General features: G+C 43.1%; 22 protein-coding genes. 18 read left to right on the top strand and 4 right to left on the bottom strand.

From position 1 onward, the window contains the following. Positions 1 to 246 precede the first annotated feature (246 nt). Both BLW54_RS18770 and BLW54_RS18775 read right to left on the bottom strand, forming a co-directional pair. Positions 247 to 660: a DUF3021 domain-containing protein gene (locus tag BLW54_RS18770; protein ID WP_074736231.1), complete on the bottom strand. Its 414-nt coding sequence runs from the start codon at positions 658 to 660 to the stop codon at positions 247 to 249. Continuing rightward, positions 657 to 1,112 carry a LytTR family DNA-binding domain-containing protein gene (locus tag BLW54_RS18775; protein ID WP_074736233.1) on the bottom strand — a complete coding sequence of 152 codons (456 nt, stop codon included), beginning with the start codon at positions 1,110 to 1,112 and terminating at the stop codon, positions 657 to 659. The genes BLW54_RS18770 and BLW54_RS18775 overlap by 4 nt, the downstream gene beginning before the upstream one ends. A gap of 238 nt (positions 1,113 to 1,350) precedes the next feature. Between BLW54_RS18775 and BLW54_RS18780 the strand changes: the two genes are divergently transcribed. The 12 genes from BLW54_RS18780 (at position 1,351) to BLW54_RS18835 (ending at position 14,125) form a co-directional block, all read left to right on the top strand. Then, positions 1,351 to 2,232: a TIGR01777 family oxidoreductase gene (locus BLW54_RS18780; protein WP_074736235.1), complete on the top strand. Its 882-nt coding sequence runs from the start codon at positions 1,351 to 1,353 to the stop codon at positions 2,230 to 2,232. A 224-nt stretch (positions 2,233 to 2,456) separates the two neighbouring features. After that, positions 2,457 to 5,870, top strand: a complete 3,414-nt coding sequence (locus BLW54_RS18785; RefSeq protein WP_074736237.1) for a hypothetical protein — start codon at positions 2,457 to 2,459, stop codon at positions 5,868 to 5,870. A gap of 353 nt (positions 5,871 to 6,223) precedes the next feature. After that, a complete protein-coding gene (locus tag BLW54_RS18790) occupies positions 6,224 to 6,745 on the top strand; it encodes a GNAT family N-acetyltransferase (RefSeq protein WP_035510341.1) in 522 nt (173 codons plus the stop codon). Between the two features lie 231 nt (positions 6,746 to 6,976). Then, a complete protein-coding gene (locus BLW54_RS18795; RefSeq protein ID WP_035510343.1) occupies positions 6,977 to 7,684 on the top strand; it encodes a MerR family transcriptional regulator in 708 nt (235 codons plus the stop codon). A 160-nt stretch (positions 7,685 to 7,844) separates the two neighbouring features. Next, the gene (locus BLW54_RS18800; RefSeq protein ID WP_074736239.1) at positions 7,845 to 8,372 is read left to right on the top strand and encodes an NADPH-dependent FMN reductase; all 528 of its coding nucleotides are present in this window, start codon (positions 7,845 to 7,847) and stop codon (positions 8,370 to 8,372) included. Between the two features lie 29 nt (positions 8,373 to 8,401). Then, positions 8,402 to 9,913 carry a GAF domain-containing sensor histidine kinase gene (locus BLW54_RS18805; protein WP_074736241.1) on the top strand — a complete coding sequence of 504 codons (1,512 nt, stop codon included), beginning with the start codon at positions 8,402 to 8,404 and terminating at the stop codon, positions 9,911 to 9,913. A 13-nt stretch (positions 9,914 to 9,926) separates the two neighbouring features. Then, positions 9,927 to 10,586: a response regulator gene (locus BLW54_RS18810; protein ID WP_074736243.1), complete on the top strand. Its 660-nt coding sequence runs from the start codon at positions 9,927 to 9,929 to the stop codon at positions 10,584 to 10,586. Between the two features lie 210 nt (positions 10,587 to 10,796). Then, the gene (locus tag BLW54_RS18815; RefSeq protein WP_074736245.1) at positions 10,797 to 11,285 is read left to right on the top strand and encodes a PH domain-containing protein; all 489 of its coding nucleotides are present in this window, start codon (positions 10,797 to 10,799) and stop codon (positions 11,283 to 11,285) included. 2 nt (positions 11,286 to 11,287) lie between these two features. After that, positions 11,288 to 12,841 (top strand): PH domain-containing protein, encoded by a 1,554-nt coding sequence (locus BLW54_RS18820; RefSeq protein ID WP_074736247.1) that lies wholly within the window; start codon positions 11,288 to 11,290, stop codon positions 12,839 to 12,841. Positions 12,842 to 12,867: 26 nt separating this feature from the next. Next, positions 12,868 to 13,083, top strand: coding sequence for a hypothetical protein (locus BLW54_RS18825; protein ID WP_074736287.1), 216 nt, complete (start codon positions 12,868 to 12,870; stop codon positions 13,081 to 13,083). Between the two features lie 78 nt (positions 13,084 to 13,161). Beyond that, positions 13,162 to 13,359: a PspC domain-containing protein gene (locus BLW54_RS18830; RefSeq protein WP_035510360.1), complete on the top strand. Its 198-nt coding sequence runs from the start codon at positions 13,162 to 13,164 to the stop codon at positions 13,357 to 13,359. Between the two features lie 31 nt (positions 13,360 to 13,390). Next, positions 13,391 to 14,125: an AAA family ATPase gene (locus tag BLW54_RS18835; RefSeq protein WP_074736249.1), complete on the top strand. Its 735-nt coding sequence runs from the start codon at positions 13,391 to 13,393 to the stop codon at positions 14,123 to 14,125. 70 nt (positions 14,126 to 14,195) lie between these two features. Here BLW54_RS18835 and BLW54_RS18840 read toward each other — a convergent pair whose 3' ends face one another. Then, entirely contained in the window at positions 14,196 to 14,777 is a 582-nt protein-coding gene (locus tag BLW54_RS18840; protein WP_074736251.1) for a helix-turn-helix domain-containing protein, read from the bottom strand. Between the two features lie 110 nt (positions 14,778 to 14,887). Here BLW54_RS18840 and BLW54_RS18845 point away from each other — a divergent pair, with 110 nt between their 5' ends. The 5 genes from BLW54_RS18845 to BLW54_RS18865 all read left to right on the top strand — a co-directional run bounded on the left by BLW54_RS18845 (position 14,888) and on the right by BLW54_RS18865 (position 20,989). Then, a complete protein-coding gene (locus BLW54_RS18845; RefSeq protein ID WP_074736253.1) occupies positions 14,888 to 15,877 on the top strand; it encodes a DMT family transporter in 990 nt (329 codons plus the stop codon). A gap of 310 nt (positions 15,878 to 16,187) precedes the next feature. Next, positions 16,188 to 18,398, top strand: coding sequence for a YhgE/Pip domain-containing protein (locus tag BLW54_RS18850; protein ID WP_208598929.1), 2,211 nt, complete (start codon positions 16,188 to 16,190; stop codon positions 18,396 to 18,398). 99 nt (positions 18,399 to 18,497) lie between these two features. Then, on the top strand, positions 18,498 to 18,938 hold the full coding sequence (locus BLW54_RS18855; protein WP_035510811.1) for a cell wall hydrolase: 441 nt from the start codon (positions 18,498 to 18,500) through the stop codon (positions 18,936 to 18,938). 402 nt (positions 18,939 to 19,340) lie between these two features. Then, on the top strand, positions 19,341 to 20,252 hold the full coding sequence (locus BLW54_RS18860) for an ABC transporter ATP-binding protein (RefSeq protein WP_035510813.1): 912 nt from the start codon (positions 19,341 to 19,343) through the stop codon (positions 20,250 to 20,252). After that, positions 20,249 to 20,989 carry an ABC transporter permease gene (locus BLW54_RS18865; protein ID WP_035510369.1) on the top strand — a complete coding sequence of 247 codons (741 nt, stop codon included), beginning with the start codon at positions 20,249 to 20,251 and terminating at the stop codon, positions 20,987 to 20,989. Before BLW54_RS18860 ends, BLW54_RS18865 begins: the two co-directional genes overlap by 4 nt. Positions 20,990 to 21,132: 143 nt before the next feature. On the opposite strand, the gene BLW54_RS18870 is transcribed toward BLW54_RS18865, so the two are convergent. Then, positions 21,133 to 22,458: a M28 family peptidase gene (locus BLW54_RS18870; protein WP_244153546.1), complete on the bottom strand. Its 1,326-nt coding sequence runs from the start codon at positions 22,456 to 22,458 to the stop codon at positions 21,133 to 21,135. A 357-nt stretch (positions 22,459 to 22,815) separates the two neighbouring features. Between BLW54_RS18870 and BLW54_RS18875 the strand changes: the two genes are divergently transcribed. Next, positions 22,816 to 23,847 (top strand): DUF2332 domain-containing protein, encoded by a 1,032-nt coding sequence (locus BLW54_RS18875; RefSeq protein ID WP_035510372.1) that lies wholly within the window; start codon positions 22,816 to 22,818, stop codon positions 23,845 to 23,847. Positions 23,848 to 23,895: the final 48 nt, after the last annotated feature.

Below are 23,895 nucleotides of genomic sequence, written 5' to 3' on the forward strand. Positions count from 1 at the left end.
GAGCCGGATACATGGAGACGTGTAAGTCCGGTTCGGAGAGGAGCATTAGGAAACCTATCGCAGCAATGTGATAAGGCGCTGGATGCTTACTCTACTATTATGTCGATGCTGTATTAGAATATTATGACGCCGATGGAGAGCTTCTTGCTTTATAGGGAAAAAGACCACTCAGACATAAAGAAGCTGAGTGGTCTTTTTGCTGAAAGCTTCTTTGTATAGGACAGGGATCTAGCGCAAGTTCAGTTCTTAAGGCAAATGTTTTAAATCCTCATTCAGTTTCTTAGATTCGGCCTTGAAATAAATATAAAAGCCGGTCCAAATGAGAAGATAAATGGTGAGAAACAGTAAAATCGCAATCAGTGCACTTGTGAAATCTAAAGGGACCCAGCCGATTCCAAAGCTCAATACATAATAAAGAAGGAAGACGGTCCCAAAGTGTAAAAGAGTCTGTTGTAGAAGGGTAAGTCTACTTATTTCGAAAAATAAAGGAGTCACGGAGAAAAACCAGCCACAGAACATACTGCCAAGTGAATGGCGGATAAACAAATCACCGTCAACGACCCGTATGTCTCCAAAGAGTATGATGGAATAAGTCATAAGGACAGCGAGAAAAGCGCCAAAAAAGATGCCGATAAAGCTTCGGAATAAAAACGTCTTCATGATCGATTCCTCCTATTCATATTTAATATTTTCTTGATCTTCCTGACATAATGTCTAGAAGCATATTCTTTTCTCCCAGAGTGAAAATAGACAATCACTGTCCCGTGGAAGGAAGGCTCAAAATGACTGATATGATATAAGTTGGCAATGACGGACTTGGAGATCCTGATAAACTGTTGGGAGGGAAGTCGGTCCTGCAGTTCATAGAGTTTTTCCTTCATTTTATAATCCCCGTTTGTTGTTGAGGCGTGCACGATCTCTAGTTCTGTGTAGAAGAAATCTATCGAATCCGGTTTTAGAATGTGCTGCCTTTCACCTGAAGTACCTATAAGAAGGTTGGTTTCTTCTTCTAATGCATCCAGAATTTTTCTACTCGCACGATCCACTTTTTTGCAGCGAACCGTTACTTCTGTTTCTTCATACTGCTCATTAATATCTATTAAAATCTTCACCTTCTGACAGCCCCCTTTATGTGACTTTCTAATTCTAGTATAGGTGGGGGAACTTTTTCTGTCATCGGAGTTCCTGTATGTGGATGAAAGGAGAGGGGAAGTGGTTTGGAAAGTATGGTCACTTGCTCATAAAAATTGTACAAGGAGTCTAAATTTTCCTAAAATAAATGGGGAGTCGTTAAAAAAACGCTTCTGAAATGGATAAGAAAATGACTGGATAAAAAAGGAGTTTTACCAGATGAAAAAAGTGGTCTTAGCAGGTGGAACAGGATTCATAGGGGAATATTTTCAGCGCCGATATAAAGAGATGGGGTATACGGTCGAGGTGATTTCAAGGAAAAAAGGCTATCGATCTTGGGATGACAAGGAAGGGATCATCGAAGCTCTCGAAGAGGCAGACATTCTGATCAATCTTGCCGGGAAATCTGTTAATTGCCGTTATCATACAAAAAATAAGAACGAAATTATGATCTCCCGAATAGTCACCACGACCATTCTTGGCGAAGCTATACGGCAGTGTGAAAATCCTCCAGAAGTATGGATGAACTCAAGTACCGCTACCATTTACCGACATGCAGAGGACCGGCCTATGACTGAAAATGAAGGTGAAATCGGCTCGGGTTTTTCCGTTGATGTAGCGACAAACTGGGAAGAAAACTTTTTTGCTATTGATTTGCCTGCTACAAGAAAAATAGCTTTACGCACAGCGATTGTGCTCGGAGAAAATGGGGGCGTGATGACCCCTTATCGAAACCTTGTGAAGTTCGGGCTTGGTGGTGTACAGGGGTCTGGAAAACAAATGTTCAGCTGGATTCACGTGGAGGACCTTTTCCGAATTACATGGTTTTTGAAAGGAAACAAAAAATGGGACGGTGTGTTCAATTGTTCATCCCCAAACCCTGTAACCAATGATGAATTGATGCGGCAAATGAGAGGGAAAGCTGGCCGAAATTTCGGACTTTCTGCACCTAAGTGGATGCTTGAAATCGGATCAGCGTTGATTAAAACGGAAACTGAACTCGTCTTGAAAAGCCGCTGGGTTGTTCCTGAGCGTTTAGAGAAAGCTGGTTTTGAGTTTAAGTATCCGACACTTGAGAAAACGCTTGATGAAATCATCTAAGACCCCCAATAATTTCCCGTAAATCTCTCCCACATGGTGGGAGAGATTTTTTTGTGCAGGGAACCAAAAGAAACATGTTACAATAAAGTTAGTAAAATATTCCAAAATATACACGATGAAAAGAGCCCTTTTACATATCTATCTACAATGACGAATAGAACAATTCAGGATGGTTTTTATAGTCAAGTGTAAAATTACACATAAAATTTGAGGGAGGGAGAGCGGTGTCTTTATCAAAGGAGGAGAAACAGAAAGTCTTTAGAGAAGAACTTGAGCACATGAGAAAAAATGGCTACATAACGAATGAGGAATTTACAAGACTCCTTCATGCACGCGGTGCCTATCTTGCTGATTCCAAATCCCAGAAAAAAGAGCCGACGATTCGTGAGCAGGTTACAACTAGTGAACGGGCAAAACCAGTCAAGTCCAAGCGTCCTATGCTGCTTGTCAAAAAGAAGAAGAACGAGCGCACCCCAGAACAGATAAGAGAGCGTAATATTACATGGTCACTCATTTTAGGTGTGGCGATTTTACTTGTGACAGGATTGATTGTGGCTACAAGCCAGTGGGATCAGATGGGGGCTGTCACAAAAGTTGTTTCCATCTCGTTTGTCTCGCTTTTTTTCTTTATTCTCAGTTATGGAACGGGACGCTTTTTGAAGATTAAACAGACGGCTTTTGCGTTTTTGACGTTGGGCAGCCTCTTACTACCGATCATTATCGTTGCGGTCGGTTATTTTGAGCTTCTCGGTTCATCCATTTCTTTGTTTGGAAAAGGGAGACATTTGCTTGGTTTGATAGGGACAGGGCTTCCGCTTCCCCTTTATATTCGTCATGCCTTTGTCCACCGTTCTCGCCTATATGTGTGGATTTCACTCTTGTTTTTGTCTCTTTCCGTTGGTTTTGCCCTCGGTGCGCTTCCGTTGTCGGTGGATATATTCTATTTTGGTTTGATGCTTTATAATGCAGCGTTACTTTGGGCCTATACACGCTATCGAACTCACGGTACCTTTAAATTATTTACCACAGAAGTTCCATTGTTTACACAGTTGAATCTTGTCCTTTCCACCTTATTGATGCTGTTCTTTTTCGAAAGTGAACTGTTCTACAGTTTCAACGTTTTGTTGACAGCTACTGTCTACATGGCAATGGTATTTGTCTATAAAACGCGGGAGTATCAATTTGTCTTTTCCGTAATGATTGTTTACGCCGTATACCAGCTTGTTGAAAATACGCCCCTTGTCGTCATGGATGAACTTGTTTATGCGCTGGTTGGTATGCTGTATCTTGGTTTTGCTTACGCGTTCCAAAGGCATACGTTTATTAATCAAGTGTTCCGGTATACCAGCGGAGTGGTTTCTTTCTTAGCGTTTCTTTATATGACGTATGAGAGCATTTTGATTCAGGAAGAAGCCGGATCCTGGATTCTCTTATCAGCTTATGGCGTAATTACGATCAATTATCTGGTTCTTTCCCATTTGACTAATTATGTGTTATTCACCTATCTGACACCGGTTTTCTTTTTCATAAGCATGGCACAGCTCTGGGACTTCATTCAGACAGGTCCCTGGTTTGTTTTCCTGTTTTTTAGTGCGATTCTGCTTCTTTTATATGTGGGGGTCTGGACAAGGTCCTGGTGGTTAGCTTCAGTCAAAGAAAGTAGTTTTTACACCGCATTGTTCATGCTGACAGGATGTTTGTATTTTAGTCTTGGTGAAGCACGGTACGATTACAGCTCGTTGATGTTGCTGATGGTTAGTATTACGGCTTACTATGTAAAAAGAGGGACAATAAATACAAAGACGAGCAACACCGCCGTCTGGGTACTTCCAATGGCGTTAGTCTCAGCTGCTGTCACCTTTTACCCGAAAGTACTTGAGTCCTTTCCAGCCTATGAAGATGGCTTTTCTATATCCTCTCATCTAGCCATTGCTGCCCTTATTCTCATCGCCTTCCATTATATATGGAGGCGGTTAAAGGAAATCATGATTTCAAATTCAACGTTCTATGTGGCCCAAGGGACGTATATATTGGCGATGCTCTCCCTATTTACGAATGTTCAGGTTGATGTGATGGTCGTCCGTCCGTTGTTATTGTTCGTAGGTATGGCTATGATGTATTTGCTCGTTCAATTTACAGGTAAGTCTTATCTTTGGGGATGCGTTTCTATTGTTGCTTTTGCCTTTTATTTATCGTTAATCGAACCATTCGGATTATTGGCCTTTTCATCTGTACTTACTTATCTTGTTTTTGCCCCTGTGGTTCTTCTTGTTATAGGGGAGGCAGGAGAAAAGAAATGGCCCGGAATACGTCCGTATTTTTACTGGCTCGGTCATATTATCCAGCCCTTAGTCATTGGACTTATCTTGTTGAATCAAATGGGTTCAAATCCTGTTCACCCGCTTATATTAATCGTCCCGCTCGTGGTTTATTTGTTCAGTTCATGGGCAGCCGTACGGGAATGGGAAGTACAGACAATGCTTTATGCGGCAATGTCAAACGTATTTTTGCAGATTCTGACAGTGCCGAGCACCTATGGTCTATGGGAAAACACTCCAAAGGAATACGCTTTTTTCGTGAGCAGCATTCTTTTTTCTCTCCTTTGGTGGGTGATCCCACCCCTTTGGCAAAAACGTGTGGAAGGGTATATCGTTCCTTTTTCCATTTTCGGATTGATTATGATCGTTACCGAAAAGGTTGTGACAGGACCTCCAGTGTTGCTGACTGGTCTCGGCTATGCCGTGCTCATTCTTTTCTTTCTTCACCAGAGAGAATGGTGGCTTGTGCGCTTCATTCCCCTGGGGTTAACACTTGTTGTTTGGGAAAAGGCGGATATTTCCTGGAGCCTTTTACCTCTGACCTCGGCCCTTGTTACTTGTATCGCAGCCCTTGCAGGAATGGGGAGGATTTTCCATGAGCGTCTGGTCGGTCCCGGCACAAGGGCAGACGCTTATTCATGGGCAGCTCTTGCCTACATCGCTTATTTAAGCCGGTACACGGTTTGGGATGAAAGTGTGTGGATCCGTATTCTACCTGTGCTGTTGTTAGGCGGATGGTTGTTCCTTGGGGCGAACCGCTGGTTTGAAAAATGGGTGCGTTCTAGTTTCTATAGCGGAGCAGCTGCCAGTATGTATGTGGTTTATCTGATGATATTGGAAGCATATCGCGAGCCAGCTCCTGATTTGTTTTTAGCAGAATTTGAAGTGCTCCCTATCATAGGAGTCCTGACGTTGTTAAGAAGACGCGTTTGGTCGGCTTCTAAAGAAGTGATGAACTGGGTTCAGTTTGCTGCTCTTCTTTTCATTGCCGGTTATCTTGTGGTGGATGCGATACAAAGTCACACCATCTGGGATGCGTGGATCATCGGCGGGCTTTCTCTCCTGTCCATGGTCACGGGGATGCAACTGCGGATTAAATCTTATTTTCTAGTCGGGATGGGGGTAATGATTTTCAATATTCTTTATCAAACCCGTCCTTATTGGGGCAATGTTCCTTGGTGGGTCTATTTATTAATCGCTGGTCTCGTGTTGATTGGAATTGCCAGTTATAACGAATGGCAAAAACAGCGTTCTGAATCTGATTCTCAAGGAGAACAAAAGTGGAGAAAAGTGTGGAAAGCATTCAAAAAATGGAACTAGGGAGTCATTCAAACGGGTTGGAATAGAATTTTTGTGATAAGCTAAGCAGAAGAAGAAGAAACTTCCACTAAACCCTGAAAGCTTGTCAGGAGAATGATCGATATAATAAGGTAGAGAGATACGAAAAAAAACTCGTCCTTTGGCTATTAAAAGTCAAAAGACGAGTTTTTTAAAATCCTTATTCCTGTTCGGCTATGCGCTTGAAATGGTGCCTGTGCTTTAGCACGGGGCCGGCTCAGATTCAATAAACAGAAACTGGTTATGAAAGATACTCCCATATACCGGGGGGAAGTGCCGAAAGTTATAGTATGGGAAAATAGACGGGGGAACGTCTGAGATTAAAGGAGGGCATCATGGGCACGACATTTGAACAATTATCTGAACCAACGGAGGCCATTGCCGAAGCTTACCACCGTTGGGAAAATGATCCGGATCTTATTCCAATGATCCGTCCTAATAAAGATAAGGAAGCTCTGGAAAGCAGACATCAGGTTAGCGTGGAGAGTCTCCGGCAGCGACTTGAGCATCATGAAATCTATTTGGTCTTTGCCGATGGTGAGCTTGTGGGAGAAGCGAATTTTATGGTGAATCCTGGCCATTTATATAGCAAAAGGCAGCATTCAGCGTGGATCGGGATTTCTATTGGTGAACCCGCCGGGCGTGGGCGGGGGATTGGCTTTGAAGCGATGCGTTATCTAGAAGAGAGAATCAAAGAGCGCGGAATCAAGCGGGTGGAACTAGGCGTGTTTGAATTCAATGAACACGCGCATAGATTGTACCGGAAACTGGGATATAAAGAGATGGCAAGAATTCCTGATTTTACTTACTGGAATGGGCAAATGTGGGCAGATATACGGATGGAGAAATTTCTATAACAACTTGGAAAAGGGGACTCGTCACCCGTGGGATGAGAGGATTCGTTTGGATGGTAAGTAAAAAGACTGAGCCTGTGAGAAGAGATAGGTGGTTTGTTAAGATATTTGTAAACGGACGTCGAATAAAAACGGAATGTGATGGGCAGATGGACAAAAACCTTTTATAATAGAGATAACGATGTTTGCCAAACGTACGCAAACCCTTCATATTGATAGAAAAGGAGGCCCGAAATGCGACACGATATACAACCGAACGAACGTGCTTTTTCCACCAAAGAAGTGGCAGAAGAGGTCGGTATCGCAACGACGACAGTCAGAAGGTATGGGCAGCTTTTGGAGCAGAACGGTTATGAGTTTTTCAAAGATGGCGACCGGCGGATTTTTGTAAAGTCAGATGTAGAAGCATTGAAGAAAATCCGTGATACGGAACTGCCGAAAGAGGATGAAGCAAAAGAAATTGTAAAGGAACAGCAGGCACTGCTTGCCGGTTATGAAACTCGTGAGCTGGCGCTATCCGATACATATGATGGCGGAATCCAAGACTCCGCTCAGATGAAAGAGATGTTCCGTTTCCTTGCAAGTGAATTAGCAGCATCAAGAGAGATGAACGTGCAGTTGCAAAATGATATGAACGAGTTGAAAACCACTGTGGCAAGATTGAAACAGGATCACCATGTTATTAGCTCAGGTGTCGGGAACTTTTCCCAAAAGACCCACACGAAGATGGATAAAATGATGCAGCAACAAAAGGAACAATATGAGGAGTTGTTGAATCAGGAAAAGGAGAAGAGTGAGTTTCTGCAAAAAGAAATTCAGGAGATGCGCGAGGAACAAAAAAAGGAATGGCGTGCCCAAAATGATTTCAACCACAGACTTGAACATTCTGTCAAACATGGGAAAGGCGCATTTGAAAGAATACTTTCCCTGTTTCGTAAGTGAAAAGCGAGAGACGCTTGAATCTGAAAAGGTTCAAGTGTTTTTTGTATGAATGGATAAAGAACATTTGTTTTCCGTCCATAGTTGTAGAAAAGATTCCCCCTTCTCCCTGATACGGATAAAGCTATATTCCCATAATCTATAGATAAGGAGGTTATGAGAAATGAATATAGCGATCATTAGTGGAACACCTAGAAAAAACGGATTAACTAAAGTGGTAGCCAAACAATTGGCACATAAGCTAAAAGGAACATTGGTTGATACAAGTGTGTTGGAGCTTCCCTTATTTAATGGAGAAGAGGAGCAGGGCAGACATCCATCTGTTCAATGGCTTCGAAGGGTAGCAGAGGAAGCGGATGCCTTTATTTGGGTTTCACCGGAATACCATAATGGGATGAGTGGCGCGTTGAAGAATGTGTTGGAGTTTTTAAGCAGCCATCACTTTCACCAGAAACCTACTTTATTGCTCGCTGTCTCTGGTGGAGGAAAAGGGGGGATCAATGCTCTTAACCAAATGCGCACAGTGGGACGTGGGCTTTATGCAGATGTGGTGCCAGAGCAATTGATTTTTGATCCGATCGATTTTAGAAGCGGTGGACTTTCTGAACAAAAAGAAACGAAGCTCGATCAACTGGTAAGGGACTTTATATCCAACAGATGCCAAGAGTCTGTTTCATTTTCGTCTATGTAAAGAGGAATCGCTTAGAAAGGAGGGGCGGGATGAGTGAATTTAAACGTGTAGAAGAGCTGAACATAATGAAAGTGATCGCAGAAACACTCAATCGGTGTAATGACATGACGATGATGCTTCAGAGTGTTTTAGAGGAGCTGCTCGAACTAACGAAATTGGAGACAGGGTGGGTATTTCTTGTGAATCAGCCGGGAGACTATGTGTTAGCCGCTCATCACGGTTTGCCGCCTGCGTTGTCCTGGGGGAAGTACCAGCCGATGTGCAGTGGTGATTGTTATTGTTTAAGCCGGTACCGTAATGGAAAATTGGACCGGCCGGTTAATATTATTGAGTGTAAGCGATTGAATGATGCCATCCAAAACTCATGGGGCGATACCAATGGGATTACACACCATGCGACCATCCCATTAGGGGACGGGGAAGATTCTTTCGGAGTATTAAATGTGGCTTCCCCAAGCAAGGAGAATTTTTCTGAGGAAGAGTTGACCCTGCTTCAGTCTCTCGGTTATCAGATCGGTACAGCGATTCGCCGCACTCGGCTTTATCAGGAAGAACAGAAGCGGGCGAAAAATTATGAAAAACTGAATGAGCTTGTGGGTATTTTAGGGGCGGCAAACGATTTGGAAGAGCTTCGCGATCTATTTTGTGCCAAAGGGGGAGACATCTTTCAGTGGTCTTCCATTGGTTTTCACATAAAAGAATGGACGGGTGATCCACCACCATTTGCTTTCGCCCATCAAACAGAAGCGGAAGTTCGAGAAGAAGGAAGCTTAGCCGTTGTCCCTATTACACGGCAGCAAGAAGTATTAGGTGTGGTGTGGATAAGTCCAGCCAAAGGCGAAGTATTCCGCGTTCGTGAGCAGGAAATTTTCCAGGCGTTGGCACGACATCTCTCCCTCGTGTATGAAAGTATTATCCTGCAGGAAAAACGTCAGGAACTGCTGCTTCATGAAGAGCGGAAACGTTTGGCGAGAGATTTGCACGATTCGGTTAACCAGAAATTGTTTTCCCTTTCCCTGACAGCGAAAGGGGCGAAGGGAATGGTGACGAAGTATGATCCTTCCCTCGGGGAACTGATGGATGAGATGTGGTTGATGTCCCAAAAATCTTTGAAAGAAATGCGCTCCTTGATTTGGCAGCTTCGTCCGGTTGGTCTTGAAGAAGGGGTGTTGTCAGCAATGAAAAAGTATGGGGAACACCTTGGATTGGCACTCCATTTTGATGTGGAACGCTTACCCGATTGGTCCCGGACAATGGAGGAAACATTTTGGAGAATCGGCCAGGAAGCGATGAACAATATCGCCAAGCATGCGGGAATAAATGTGGCCGCCATTCAATTTTATGAAACGGAAAAAGGGGTCGGGATGATCGTGACAGATGCCGGGGCAGGGGTCGAAGAACCAAAAAGTCGAAGTAGACAAACCCTCGGCTTAACAAGCATGAAAGAGAGAGCGGAACTCTTAGGTGGGACTTTTTCCTTTCAAAGTGAACGGGGAAAAGGGACAAAAGTGAGTATTTTCCTGCCGTATCGAAATGAATGAAGGGGGAGCAATGATGACCATTAAAGTAATACTTGTGGATGACCATTTGGTTGTCGTAAGAGGCTTGAAGTTTTTTTTGAACACACAGGCCGATATCGAGGTCGTCGGAGAGGCTGAAGATGGTGAAAAAGCGTTGAAATGTTATGAAGAACTAAAACCCGATGTGGTGTTGATGGACTTAATGATGCCTGTGATGGACGGTGTGGAGGCGACGAAGAAGTTGAGGGAGAGGTATCCGCAAGCTAAAGTTGTCGTTCTTACAAGCTATTCTGATCAAGACCACGTGATTCCTGCACTGCAGGCAGGGGCAGTTGGGTATCAATTGAAGGATGTCGACCCAGATGAACTAGTGAAAACGATACAGGCCGCATCGATAGGCGAAAAGCTGCTGCATCCGAAGGCTACCAATCTCCTTTTGGAACAGATGAATGGGAACGGGGGGAACAAGAAACCCGATGTCCATTTTAAATTAACGAAAAGAGAGAAGGATGTTCTCTATCACATTACCCTTGGGAAAAGCAATAAAGAGATTGCTAGCGATTTGTACATAACAGAAAAGACGGTTAAAACTCATGTGAGTAATCTATTGAGCAAACTGCAAGTCCACGACAGGACCCAGGCAGCTATATATGCGATGAAAGAGAACTTATTTACCGAACGTTCCGAGAATTAGGGTCTTTTAGGATTTCCGTTAAAGAAGGATCATAGCATTTATGTGAAAGGTTTAGAGGAAAATTCTCTAAGCCTTTTTACGTGAAGAAGGAGAATCCTTATTAAGACGTGTAAGAAAACTTGTTTTGAGTCCTTCTATTTTTTTGAAACCAAATGTAAATTTTTGTCGTAAAGAAGAATGAAAGGATTATGCTTATAAGGAGATAGTAAAATGCAGACTATTATCAGTTCCCCAACGAAACAATTATCCAAGGACAGTGTGAAGGTCTGGGTGATCAGCGAAACGTTAATCAACGTGACGGGATTCATCTTGCTTGGTGTCTTGTTCTTTCTTGACTCTCATTATTCATGGTATGGATGGGCCACATGGTTATTAATCGCCCTTACAATCTTATCTGTGAGCGGGACTGTGTGGTCTTTCTTTAAAGCTGTGCTTTTATATAAACACTGGCGTTATGATGTGAATGAAGAATTCCTACAATTAAAATCAGGTGCACTCCATGAGGAACATCAGCTCATACCGATGACGAAGATTCAGTCTGTTTCCACGCACCAGGGGCCATTACTTAGGAAATATCAATTGTATTCGATAAAAATTCATACGATGGGATCCATTCATGTCATTCCTGCTTTACCTGAAGCAGTCGCTTTTGAGCTTAGAAATCAGATTGCGACATATGCAAAAGTGGAGGAGGAATGAGAATGGAGGCAAGCAGACGGTTTCACCCCTTTATGATGGTGTTTGAGATGGGAAGGTTGATAAAAAACAGCCTATTCTTTTTTGTATTCCTTTTTATCATAAAAGGAGGATCTGATTCTTGGATGTTCTTTTATGGTCGGTATGCGCTGGTGGGTCTCTTTATCTTCAGCCTCATTTCGATTCCGATTAAATGGAAGTCCCGGACGTATACGTTGGAAGAAAAAACGCTTCAAATAACACGCCGTTATCTCACGACCACAAAGCAAACGGTTCCTTATTCAAAAGTGCAACATGTGAAAAGAAAAAATACGTGGTTACATCGAATGTTTCGTGTCACTTCTCTCACACTGGAAACAAGTGTCCAGGGAGAGGAAAGTTCGATTAAATTTCCGGCCCTGGATGTCTCCGAAGCAGATAAAATTGAGCGGAAAATTGAACACAAAAAGGGAGAACAACCCTCCTCTGAATTCCATCCCCCTGCATCGGAATCTGCGGAGGAGGGAATGAATGTGCTAGGGGAAACAACGAAAATAGATACAGATGAGGTGGATGGGGAGAAAGTGGATCGAGCGGTTCACTTCACATCATCGAAAAAGGAAATCATTAAGGCATCTTTTACATCGTTCAGTTTTTTAGCTATCATCCCTCTGGGTGCCTCCTTACTCTCAAAAATGGAAGACTTTCATTGGGAATCCAAGACGGAGGGGGTATTATCAACGATTCTGGATTCTGTTCTTCTTACCGTTTTTGCTGTGACTGTTTTTATACTTGCGGCCGTCGTACTCGGCATAGGCCGGACAATAGTGAAATATGGAAAATATGAGATAGCATCGGATCCGGATAAAATCTATATCACCAAAGGGTTCGTTGATGAGAGTTACTTTTCAATAACCAAAGAGAAAGTTCAGGCCGTTTTAATCGAGCAAACATTTATGAAAAGGCTGATGGGACTTGCAGGCGTGAAGCTCATCTGTGCGGGCGGCAGTGAGGAGGATACGGATGTAAGTTCTCTGTACCCTTTTCTATCTGTAGACCGGGCTCATTTGCTGATTGAGGAGCTGTTACCAGGTTACAAGGTGCAGGGGCACATGGAGAGACTGCCTAAACAAGCATTTTGGGTTCGGCTGTTAAGGGTGAGCTGGCTGGGGATAATTAGTACGGTCATTCTTTTCTTTGTCAAACCTGATCCGTTCGGTTTTGAGTCATTTTGGGTTATGGCCTCGGTGCTTCTTTTCGTGTTCATTGGCGTATCTAGAATTCTCAATTATTATCACTCCAAGTATGTCATGGATGAGTCTGCTATACAGTTCCAATTTGGTGGATTTACATCTCACCTCTTCTTAACAAAGAGAGAGAAACTTTTAGAGGTAATGGTCTCTAGAAATCTATTTCAAAAGAAGTTAGGGTTGGCTTCTGTGAATATGGTGAACCGGGAGAACCCTGTAAGACATACGTCTATGGATGATGTGCCGAATGCCTGGGCCAGCGAATTTTATGAATGGTACAGGAAGAGAGAAAATAAAATCAGGGGAGAGAATAAAAGGAGGGCGTTATGAATAAGTGGGTATGAATCTCTTTGCCGATGGTTGCTGGGAATGCGCTGTTACTTTTTATTATGAGAGGTCCTAATGCAGATCTGCGTTTGTTTTTACCCATAGGGACCCTATTCATTGCCGGCATTGTCTCTGCCTTTCTTTCCAAGATAGTTACTGGCATCATTCTGGGGACAGTTTTGAATGGAGGGGTTCTTGGCTTTATGTATTTTCTAGTTCTCGCCATTGGGATAGGTGAACCGTAAAGGAGGGATTAGCGAAACTATAAAGGGGCTTCTATCGTAAACAGTGAAAGCATGAAACAATAAGAGGAGGTCATCCTAATGAAAAAACTCTACCGTTCTACAGATGAAAAACAATTATCAGGCGTCCTTGGTGGATTGAGTGAGTTGTACAATATTGATGTAAGTATCCTGAGAATTGTCGTCGTTGTATCCGGATTCTTTACAGGCGGCATCACCTGGCTGATCTATCTGGCTGCAGCTGTGGTTATGCCGACAGATAAACAAGTCATGAAGTAACTATATAAAAAATGAAGAAAGGGGGGTATCTGTGGCTGTTTTAAATCAACACTCCCAATATGTTCGCTCCATCGATTTGAAACGTGAACACATCACTTCTTATCGCCAATTTCCAATGAATCTCCCGGTAATTCGGAACTTTCAAGAGGTGTCGCTGCATCCCAATGTCACCTATATCATAGGAGAAAATGGAAGGGGAAAATCTACCTTGCTGGAAGGAATAGCCATCGCCTTCGGCTTTAATCCAGAAGGAGGTACCTTAAATTTTAATTTTTCGACTTATAACTCTCACTCCAATCTGGATGAGTATCTCAAATTGGTGAAAGGGGGGAGAAGGCCGAAAGATTCTTTTTTCTTTAGGGCTGAAACCTTTTATAATGTTGCCACCAATATTGAAGAAATAGGGGCCATCCATTCTTATGGAGGGACATCCTTGCATAAACAGTCCCATGGAGAATCTTTCTTTGCTGCTTTTACGGAACGTTTTCAAGGGGAAGGGCTGTACATATTGGATGAACCGGAAGCAGCGTTATCGCCATTGCGTCAAATGTCGATGTTGGCAAGAATCCATGATCTTGTCCAACAAGGCTCACAATTTATTATTTCTACCCATTCCCCTATTTTAATGGCCTTCCCGAGGGCAAAGATTTTGGAGCTTACAGAAGAAGGAATGGAAGAAACCACTTTGGAAGCGACGAGTCATTACTCGATCATGAAACAATTTTTTGAAGATAAAGACCGCCTGTTTCATCACTTGTTTCAATAAATGAGAAAAATGTATCGATCTGAACATATAGATAGCGGAGCCTAATAAATAGTTGGCTCCGCTTTTGGCTTTAGATTTGATTCGAATAAATCATAACAAAGTGCAAGACGGCTGGCAGGGAAGATGTGTTTATATAGCCGTGTCTTTGGTCTGCATTAAACTTAATGGAATCATACGTATTTAATTCATACGTCTTCTCTTGAATGTGAACCGTCACGCTTCCTTCCATAACAGTTACATATTCAATCACACCTGGCTGATGAGCCTCTGCGAAATAGTCGCCCCCTGGCTTTAGGAAAGCGCGATGGGTTTCTAAGGACCCGTAGCCGCTATTTGTGAACATAGGTTCAAGGGTAAGGTTTTCATTGCCGCTCAATACTTTGTTTCCTTCGTTTTTTCTTGAAAGAACCACCTCTTGTTTCTCAGCGAGTAAAGCCGAGATGGGAATAGAAAGACCATTAGCGATCTTCCAAATCACCGTTAAGGAAGGGTTCGCTTCTCCTCTTTCAATCTTTCCTAATGTTAGTTTGCTGACATCCGTTCGCTCAGCTAACTCCTGTAAACTCATGCCCTGGGATTTCCGGATCCCCCTTAATGTCATCCCCACTTGTTGGGTAATCTTTCCTGCTTCTGATACTTTATAATCGCTCACACTGGGTCCCCCTTTAATTTCTATTATTTTTTGTACAAAATGGTTTTGGTATATTATGCTATACTGATTGTATATTTTAATATACTTGAATTGGGGAGGTTGGTTTTTATATGAAGGAAATTTTCCTTGGGATTACAGCGTCTATGTTCTTTGCCGTTACATTCGTATTGAATCGTTCCATGGAGGTGTCTGGTGGAAGCTGGATGTGGAGCTCATCATTACGCTTTATTTTCATGGTTCCTTTTTTATTATTTATTGTACTAATAAGACATAACATAAAACAAGTGCTCTTAGAGATAAGAACTCATCCCTTTCAATGGTTAGGGTGGAGCTTTGTGGGGTTTGTGCTCTTTTATGCGCCATTAACGTATGCGGCTGCCTATGGACCTGGCTGGCTTGTAGCAGGTACCTGGCAGGTAACGATTTTAGGCGGTATTTTAGTTGCTCCTCTTTTTTACACGACCGTCCAAACCGAAAATGGGCTTACCACCCATCGGCACAAGATACAAAAAAAGGCTCTTCTTATGTCGACCATTATCCTCATCGGGGTTATGCTGATTCAATTTCAAAAGGTGAGCGATTTGACTTTCAGTGAGGCATTAGCAGGTATACTTCCTGTGTTAGTGGCCTCATTTGCCTATCCGCTTGGTAATCGTAAGATGATGGTGCTTTGTGGGGGACGTCTGGATACATTTCAGCGAGTGTTAGGAATGACTATCGCGAGTCTTCCATTTTGGCTGATTCTTTGTTTATTCGCCTTGTTCAAAGTCGGTGCTCCCTCACAAGAACAGCTCATCCAATCCTTTATTGTAGCGGTTTGTTCTGGAGTCATTGCAACCACCTTATTTTTTATTGCGACAGATCGAGTAAGACTTCATCAAGGTAAGCTTGCCGCTGTTGAAGCTACACAATCTACACAAGTTCTATTTGTGGTGGGCGGGGAAAGCCTACTTTTGGCAAGTCCGTTACCTGGGAATGTGGCTATGGCTGGGATAGGGATCATTATCATCGGTATCATCATGCATAGTTTCAGTGTAAGAGGAGGGAGATCGTCTAAAAAGTCGGACCTGTCAAATGTCCAAGAGAAAAAAGTGTTTTAACTAGGAAGCAGCAAATTGATTTATCGAGCTCAGACCCCGTCACAATAACGCATTAGAGTGACAGTGCAAAAAACAGGTGAGAACAAAAGAACAGTCCCGGTTTTTGGGAGAAGGAATAAATTTTTTTAATAGAGCCATCCTTTTTACAGTGCGGGTTCGGCAGCTGCTTCACGATAAAATCCAGTGCCTTCTCCTTTTTACTTTTCAAACAATCCTATATAATTTCTTTTGGAGCTTAAATGAAAGTAAAATTGTGGAATATAATCATCCACCATTCATCATGGAGAACATACGTATAGGAGCATCTAAAATGAAAAACATATGGAAAATATTCAGCAATGATTGGAAAAACATTTCCACTAACTGGGTGGCGCTTATTTTAATTGGCGGTTTGACCATCCTTCCATCTCTGTATGCCTGGTTTAATATTGAGGCTTCCTGGGATCCCTATAGTCAAACCGATCAGCTTCCCGTAGCGATTGTCAATGAAGATGAAGGGGCGACTGTCCGTGAGAAGGAAATTGATGTCGGGAATAAATTGGTTAAGAATTTAAAGGATGAAGATAGCTTTGACTGGCAGTTTACCGAACGTGATAAAGCGATGGACAAGCTTGAATACGGGGATTATTATGCGGTTATCGTTATTCCTGAAAATTTTTCAGAACGACTTGGAAGTGTCATAAGTGATGAACCGAAAAAATCCGAAGTCGAATATTATGTGAACGAAAAGATTAATGCCATTGCCCCGAAGATTACGGAGAAAGGGGCAAGTGTCATTGTAGACCAGATTACGAGCCACTTTATTTCCGAAGTGAATGGTACGGTAGCTGAACTGTTCAATGATCTTGGCATGGAATTAGAGAACGATCTTCCTGACATTAAACGGTTTGAAGAGTATGTGTTTAAATTGGAAGAAAACCTGCCGGAAATCCATGATTTAATTTCAGGTGCGTATTCAGATTCACAAAGGGCCGCATCTGTCATCAATGATGTGCAGGATCTGATTCCGCAGGCCGAACAAACGACAAGTCAGGGGCTCAGTACGATTGATGAAACGACGGCTTTTATCAATGAGGCCGAACAGCGTTTAAACGAATTGTCTCCAAGAGTGAAAGAGGATTTACAAAAAGCGCAAAAAACAGCGGAAGATGTCAATGGATTTCTCAAAGATGTGCAGTCTGTAGATTTGGACTTAGAAACAGTGACGGAAATCAAAGACAGGATTAGCAATCGAACCAGCCAGTCACTCGAGAACCTTCAAGCTGTAGAACAATTGCTACAGCAAGTGAAAGAACAACAGCAGAACAATGAACAAAATCAAGAAGGTAACAATGGCGAAAATAATGAGGGGAATTCAACCGTTCCTCAGGAAACTATCGACCAAGCGATTGCTGATGTTCAAGCCATTGAAGAAGCGTTAACAACGATTCAATCAGATAGTAGTCAAATAGAGCAGCAAATAACGGATAAGCAAAAGGAAATCAATGATACGCTTACGGCTTTGGAAGAGAGATCTGGAGAGACGGCCGATCAGATTGATGCGTTTTTAACGGAGTATAACGAAAACATTGAGCCGAAAGTGCTGGCGGAGATTGGGCAGGCGAAGCAGACTCTTTCGAATGCACGGTCGATCTTATCCGATATTCAATCCACCATCCCTGAAGTGGAAAGCATATTGAACAACACGGAAGGCCATATTCAAGAAGGGCAGGATATTCTCGAATATATGCTGAATGAGTATCCATACGTCAATGAAAAAGTGAATCAGATGGCCGACCGGATCCGTGAGATTCAAGGGGAAACAGATATTAATGAAATTATTGATCTGTTAAAAAATGACCCGGGTGCAGAGCAAAACTTTTTTGAAGAACCGGTCACGTTGAATAAAAATGCCTTGTTCCCCATCGAAAACTATGGAACAGGTATGACACCGTTTTATACCGTTCTCTCCTTATGGGTGGGGGCTTTACTACTTGTTTCTTTATTATCAACAGATCCTGTCGGCATGGCGGAATACCGCAGCTTTGAACAGTACTTCGGCAAACTTGCAACCTTTGTCAGTATTGGTTTCTTACAAACCCTTGTCGTCACATTAGGGAATGTGTTCTTATTGAATGTTAACGTGAGCGCGGTTGTGCCCTTTGTGCTCTTTGGTTTAGCCACTAGTTTTGTATTTATGACTATTGTGTTTACACTAGTGTCTGTACTTGGGGATGTCGGGAAAGCGGGCGCTATCGTTATGCTAGTTCTGCAGATTGCCGGATCTGGAGGAACCTATCCAGTAGCGCTGCTCCCTGAGTTCTTCCAAACGATTCATCCATTTCTTCCTTTCTCGTATGCCGTTGATTTAATGCGTGAAGCGGTAGGAGGAATCGTAGCCGCTCGTGTTCAAACAGATCTTACGTTCTTAAGCATCTTCGCTGGTGTGTTTCTTGTGATCGGTATATTCCTGAAAGGACCCTTACACAAGAGGACCAAGCAGGTAAAAATGAAATCACGGGAATCCGGCTTGTTCCATTAAAGAGATGATCTACAGGACGTCAGGGTGGAAAATCAGGAAATATTTAAAATAATGACATCAATACGGGCTTTTTTCATACAATACTTTTGGGGTGAAAAAATGCCAAGAGTACAATACACCGATTCAGACGTGGCCTTAATGGCAAGGATGATGAGAGCAGAGGCTGAAGGTGAAGGCAAACAGGGGATGTTATATGTAGGGAATATCATCGTTAATCGTGCCCAAGCGGATTGCTTAGACTTCAGAGATGTAAGGTCAATAAGAGATGTCATTTATCACGTTCAAGGAGGAAATTATTCTTTCGAAGCTGTTCAAAAAGGGAATCTTTTTTATAACCGAGCAAGGTCGACTGAGAAAAGGCTGGCAAAAAAGAATTTAGATTTTTGGAGGCAGCACCCAGCAAAATACGGCCTTTGGTATTTCAACCCAAGCGGTCCCTGTCCGCCGACATGGTACGGCCAACCTTTTGCTGGTCAATTTAAAAACCATTGTTTTTATGAACCAGAGGCTGGAACATGTGATAGCGTTTATAGAGGGTAAGCGGGTAAGCTTGTCTATGGTTATGCGTATGAAGCAGCCTGACAAAAACTCCGCTGTTTGTTTAAATACAAGATAGGCACTGATTCATAAGAATAAAATGAATTTACATCAGGAAGGCCACATGAGGGTCTTCCTTTTGTGTTTAATAAAGGGGGGACATAGAATGTGAAACGCGTGACCGTCGGTTTTTATGGATTTAGAGGAGTGGCGCATGAGGGAGGGGGATCCTGAAAGAAGGGGTTCCCGTCAACATCCAATTGATTCCTCCTCTATTTTTTGTGAATATCCAACAAGAAGCTTCCTTCTCTACATAGGATGAAAGGGAGCTTTTTTTACCAATTCATAAACTGTGGAACTTTTCAAAAAACAATTCGTATGGAGAAGAGAAAAGGAGTGATTCCCATCGAGCATGTCATTAAGGTGAACCATTTATCCAAGACATTTGGTGAAACGCAGGCGGTCAAAAACCTCTCCTTCACTGTAGAAAAAGGAGAAATCTTTGGTATCATCGGCCCCAATGGAGCAGGGAAAACGACAACACTGGAAATCCTTGAAGGGATCCAGAAGGCGAGTGGAGGAGAAGTCGAGGTCCTGGGTCTTCATCCTGTTAAACAGTTGCGGGAGCTGAATAATCGCATCGGCGTTCAGTTCCAGGCGACATCCATTCAAAAGAAAATGAAAGTGAAAGAGGCCATGGATTTGTTTGCGAGCTTTTATAAGGGGAAGACACAGAAGAACGAACTGATCGAGATGCTGGGTCTCCAAGAAAAACTGGATGTACGCTTTGAGGATTTATCCGGGGGCTGGAAACAGCGGGTGACTCTTGCCCTTGCTACTTTGCACCAGCCGGAGTTGTTGTTTTTGGATGAGCCGAGTATGGGGCTTGACCCCCATGCGCGACGAGAGTTGTGGGCAATGATTCGGACATTAAGAGACAAGGGAAGTACCATCGTTGTAACGACACACTATATGGAAGAAGCGGAGAAGTTATGTGACCGGGTGGCGATGATTTACAGCGGAGAATTAAAAGCATTGAATACGCCGAATGAACTTCTGGATGATGTCTCGACCCATTATGTCCGTTTTGAAAGTGAAGAGGTTTCTTATGATTCTCTTCTCTCCCTCGGTGATGTTATAAAAGTGGAAAAAGAAGAACATGAGTTCAAAGTATTCAGTGAAAATCTTCAACAGACGGCCTATCAGATTTTTAAATATTGTGATGAAGAAGGAATGGAACTGAGAAATTTTAAATTCGAGCGCGGATCCCTTGATGATCTGTTCGTTCAATATTTGAAAAAGGAGAAAACTGGATGAGCACTGTCATGAAACTGGCCCATTTGGAAACAAAGATGTTCTTTCGTGATCGACTGAGTGTGTTTTGGACCTTCCTTTTTCCTGTGGCGATGATTTGGCTGTTTGGATCTATGTTCAGTGGGAGTATAACCGGTCCGTTTTCTTTCGCAGAGTTGTTTATCCCCTCATGGATCGGGGTGAATATTGTGACGACCTCCTTTTTCACCTTGGGGACTGTACTTGCGGGGTATAGGGAAACCGGTGTATTGCGCAGGTATCAATCAACCCCGCTTCAGCCATGGAAGATTCTTGCCGCTCATACAGTCCAGGGAACAGTGATTTTCTTCATATCCGCGGTTCTGCTTATGGTTTTCGGTATGATGATGTATGATTTGGAACTGCCTCTTTATATTGGCAGTACCCTTCTTGCTTTAGTGATTAGTATTCTTGCTTTCTTCCCATTTGCTTTATTCGTCACGTCTCTTGCGAAAAATACACAAGCGGCAGCCGCCATCAGCTCACTTTTCCTGAACTTGATGCTGTTCTTATCTGGTGCTACTTTTCCGTTAGAGCTGATGCCGACCGTTCTTCAATATGTATCCAAAGTCCTGCCGCTTTATTATGTCATTCAGTTGCTCCGCGGTACGTGGAATGAGGCTCCGATTACTGAGTATGGATTTGAAGTAGGCATCCTGATTGGAATCTCGGCCGTTTCCATCTTCCTCGCTTCACGATTTTTCCGGTGGGATGACCGCTAGCTTACGGGTTTGGCCTGAAAAGATACAGCCTTTAATTTGATTTTTCAGATCTTAAAAATAGGTGGGGGTTTGGGGAAGAAGTCTTCAAACAAAGATTTAATGACAAGAGCCAGCTTACGACGAAGGCAAGCTGGCTTTATATTTTAAAGGGGACGATCATCAAACTCATAGTGCACGGGCCCCGGGGCTACACGGGCATTTTCAAGGGCTGGTGTATCTGGTCGTGCGATTTGGTAGACGGCTGATCCGACAATTTCTGTCACTTCAGTCAGTTTTTCTTTGCTGATTTTATCTAATGTATCTTGAGGGGAGTGGTACCACGGCTCAAGCGGTGCGTGGATAAACAAGGCTGCTGGTATGCCGCGCTCAAAGAATGGGACATGATCACTTCTGCCAAGCTGCCCGTATTCCACAACTTCAGCCACTCGAGCTCCCGCTGATGCGCCCAGGTCTGTTACGAGGTTTTTATTCCCATCAGGGGTGAACATGATGAGATCTCCTGCGTCGCGGCTGCCGATCATATCCATCTGGAAGTGGGCAGCAATCCGGTCGACCTCTCCTTCACTCAAGGTGCTGGCATAGTGATAGGAGCCGATCAATCCTTTTTCCTCTGCCCCGAACGTCATAAAGCGGAGTTCTGTGTCTGTGGGGGTCTTAGCCAGGACTTTAGCCAGCTCGAGGACGCCTGAGACGCCGGAAGCATCATCGTTGGCACCAGGGCCTCCTGCAACAGAATCATGGTGTGCGCCGATTGTGACAATCTGGCCGGTATCTTTATTTTTGTGTGGTTTCATTGTGGCAATGACGTTATAAGAGGTTTGATCAATCGTACCTGCGTCCTCGACAGTCACATTTCCAATGACCTCTTCTGATTGAAGCTGTTCAACAAGGGATAAGCCTGCTTCCCTGTTAATAGCTATAGCAGGAATATCCTGACCCTCGTATGTATAACCGAAGTCATTGCCAGATTGGCCCGCTCCGTTATACATGATAATACCAACAGCCCCTTTGTCATAAACATTTTGAACTTTTTCATAGAAGGAGATGGATCCTCTTTCTATCAAGGCTATTTTGCCTTTTACAGAATCAGAGACTTCATCTGTTGTTGCTAAACCTACATGTTCTATAGGGGCTTCGACAGATCCGTTGACTGAACCATTAAATGTATGCACATCTCCATCAAAAGATATGTGATTAATTTCTATGGCAGGTGTCCCGCCATCCCAGGCTTGAAAAGTGAACGGCTGTAATTCAGTCTCATAGCCGTAGGCTTCAAATTCTTTTTTAATGTATTGAACAGCGTCATATTCTCCCTGTGTTCCCGCCTCACGAGGGTTTTCTGAGAGCAGGGCTACCCGATCATAAAGTCGGTCCGGGCTGATCTTTTTAATGATTTTGTTATCGAACGCATGGTCTGCCTGTTCATTAGGGGGGCGGGGGATCTGCCAAAACGTTGGCAGGTGCAGCACTGATGACTAATCCTGCAGCTAACATAATAGAAGCGGCCTTCTTTTTCATATCTATTCCTCCTTGAAATGATTGGAACTACCATCCTATTGTACTATATTATGGAAATGATAGATTTCCAAGTATCGAGAAGGGAAGGATGATTTTCCTATAAATTGAATGTAGAAAAACGAAATGAAGTGTCGAAATCCTAGGGAGGAGGATGGGGAAACGGTTTATTCTTTTTGAAAAAATTGGAGAATAATCGTTAAACATAGGAAAATAGGACGGTTTTTGAAGGCGCTTACCTATGATTCTATAAAAGTGTACGGAGGAAATGGAAAAAGGAATCTTACGTTTGAAGAAAGGGGCGAGGTGTTTTGAATAAGGAAAGAACAGCCCGCAAGTTTAGCGATTTTGCTGTTTTGGAGTGTGAGGGTTCAAGTGAGCTTTATAAGCATCTGTCATTCCACATGGCCAAAGATGAGGAACTGTTGGATATTTGCTGCGATGCAGGAGAAAGCCAGCCAATTCCGAATTTGTTTTTGGGAGCGGTCCATTATTTACTGATTCAAGGAAAAGACCATCGCTTAAAACAATTCTATCCTAGTGTTAGTGATAACGAGAGGAGCATGGATCAAGGGCTTTTCCGGACATTTAAAGATTTTTGTCTGACATATAAGGGAGAAATCAAACAGATTCTCCATACAAAACGAGTACAGACAAATGAGGTTCGACGTTGTGCTTATCTCTATCCTTTGTTCTGTCATCTCTATCAGAAAACAAAGAAACCGCTTTCCCTAATTGAAATAGGGACAAGTGCCGGTCTTCAACTATTATGGGATCGCTATTCTTATTCTTACGGAGATAACCAACTCTATGGGAGGAAAGTTGCTTCTGTTCATCTAAGTTCTCATATAAGGAAAGGGACGATGCCACCTGCTGATTTATTGCAGGAAGTCCCAATTGTTCAGGAGCGTGTAGGTATCGACCTGCATATCAGTGATGTAACAAAGAAAGCGGACTATTTATGGCTGAAATCTTTAATCTGGCCGGAGCATAAAGAAAGGCTGGCCACCTTTGAAGCCGCTGTCAAGCAATTAAGGTTAACCCCTCCGCCGCTGATCGAGGGGGATGGGGTCACTATGCTGTCGAATGTAGTTCAAAGTTTTTCTTCGGATACGGTCGTCTGTATTTATCATACCCATGTCGCTAACCAAATGACTCCCGAGAAAAAGAGGGAGTTTATTCAAAACGTGAATGCTATCGGAGACTACAGAGATGTGTGCCATTTATATAATCAAATGGAAGACCGGAAACTTCACATGGATTTGTATAGGGATGGGAAGGTGGAAAAAAGAACGATAGGGGAAACGGATGGACATGGGCGGTGGTTTGACTGGCTTCTATAATGTAAACGACCTGCCCCGCTGTTTATTTAGCGAGTCAGGTCGTTCCTT

The sequence above is a fragment of the Halobacillus karajensis genome, from assembly GCF_900108515.1.
GTDB classification, from domain to species: domain Bacteria; phylum Bacillota; class Bacilli; order Bacillales; family Halobacillaceae; genus Halobacillus; species Halobacillus karajensis.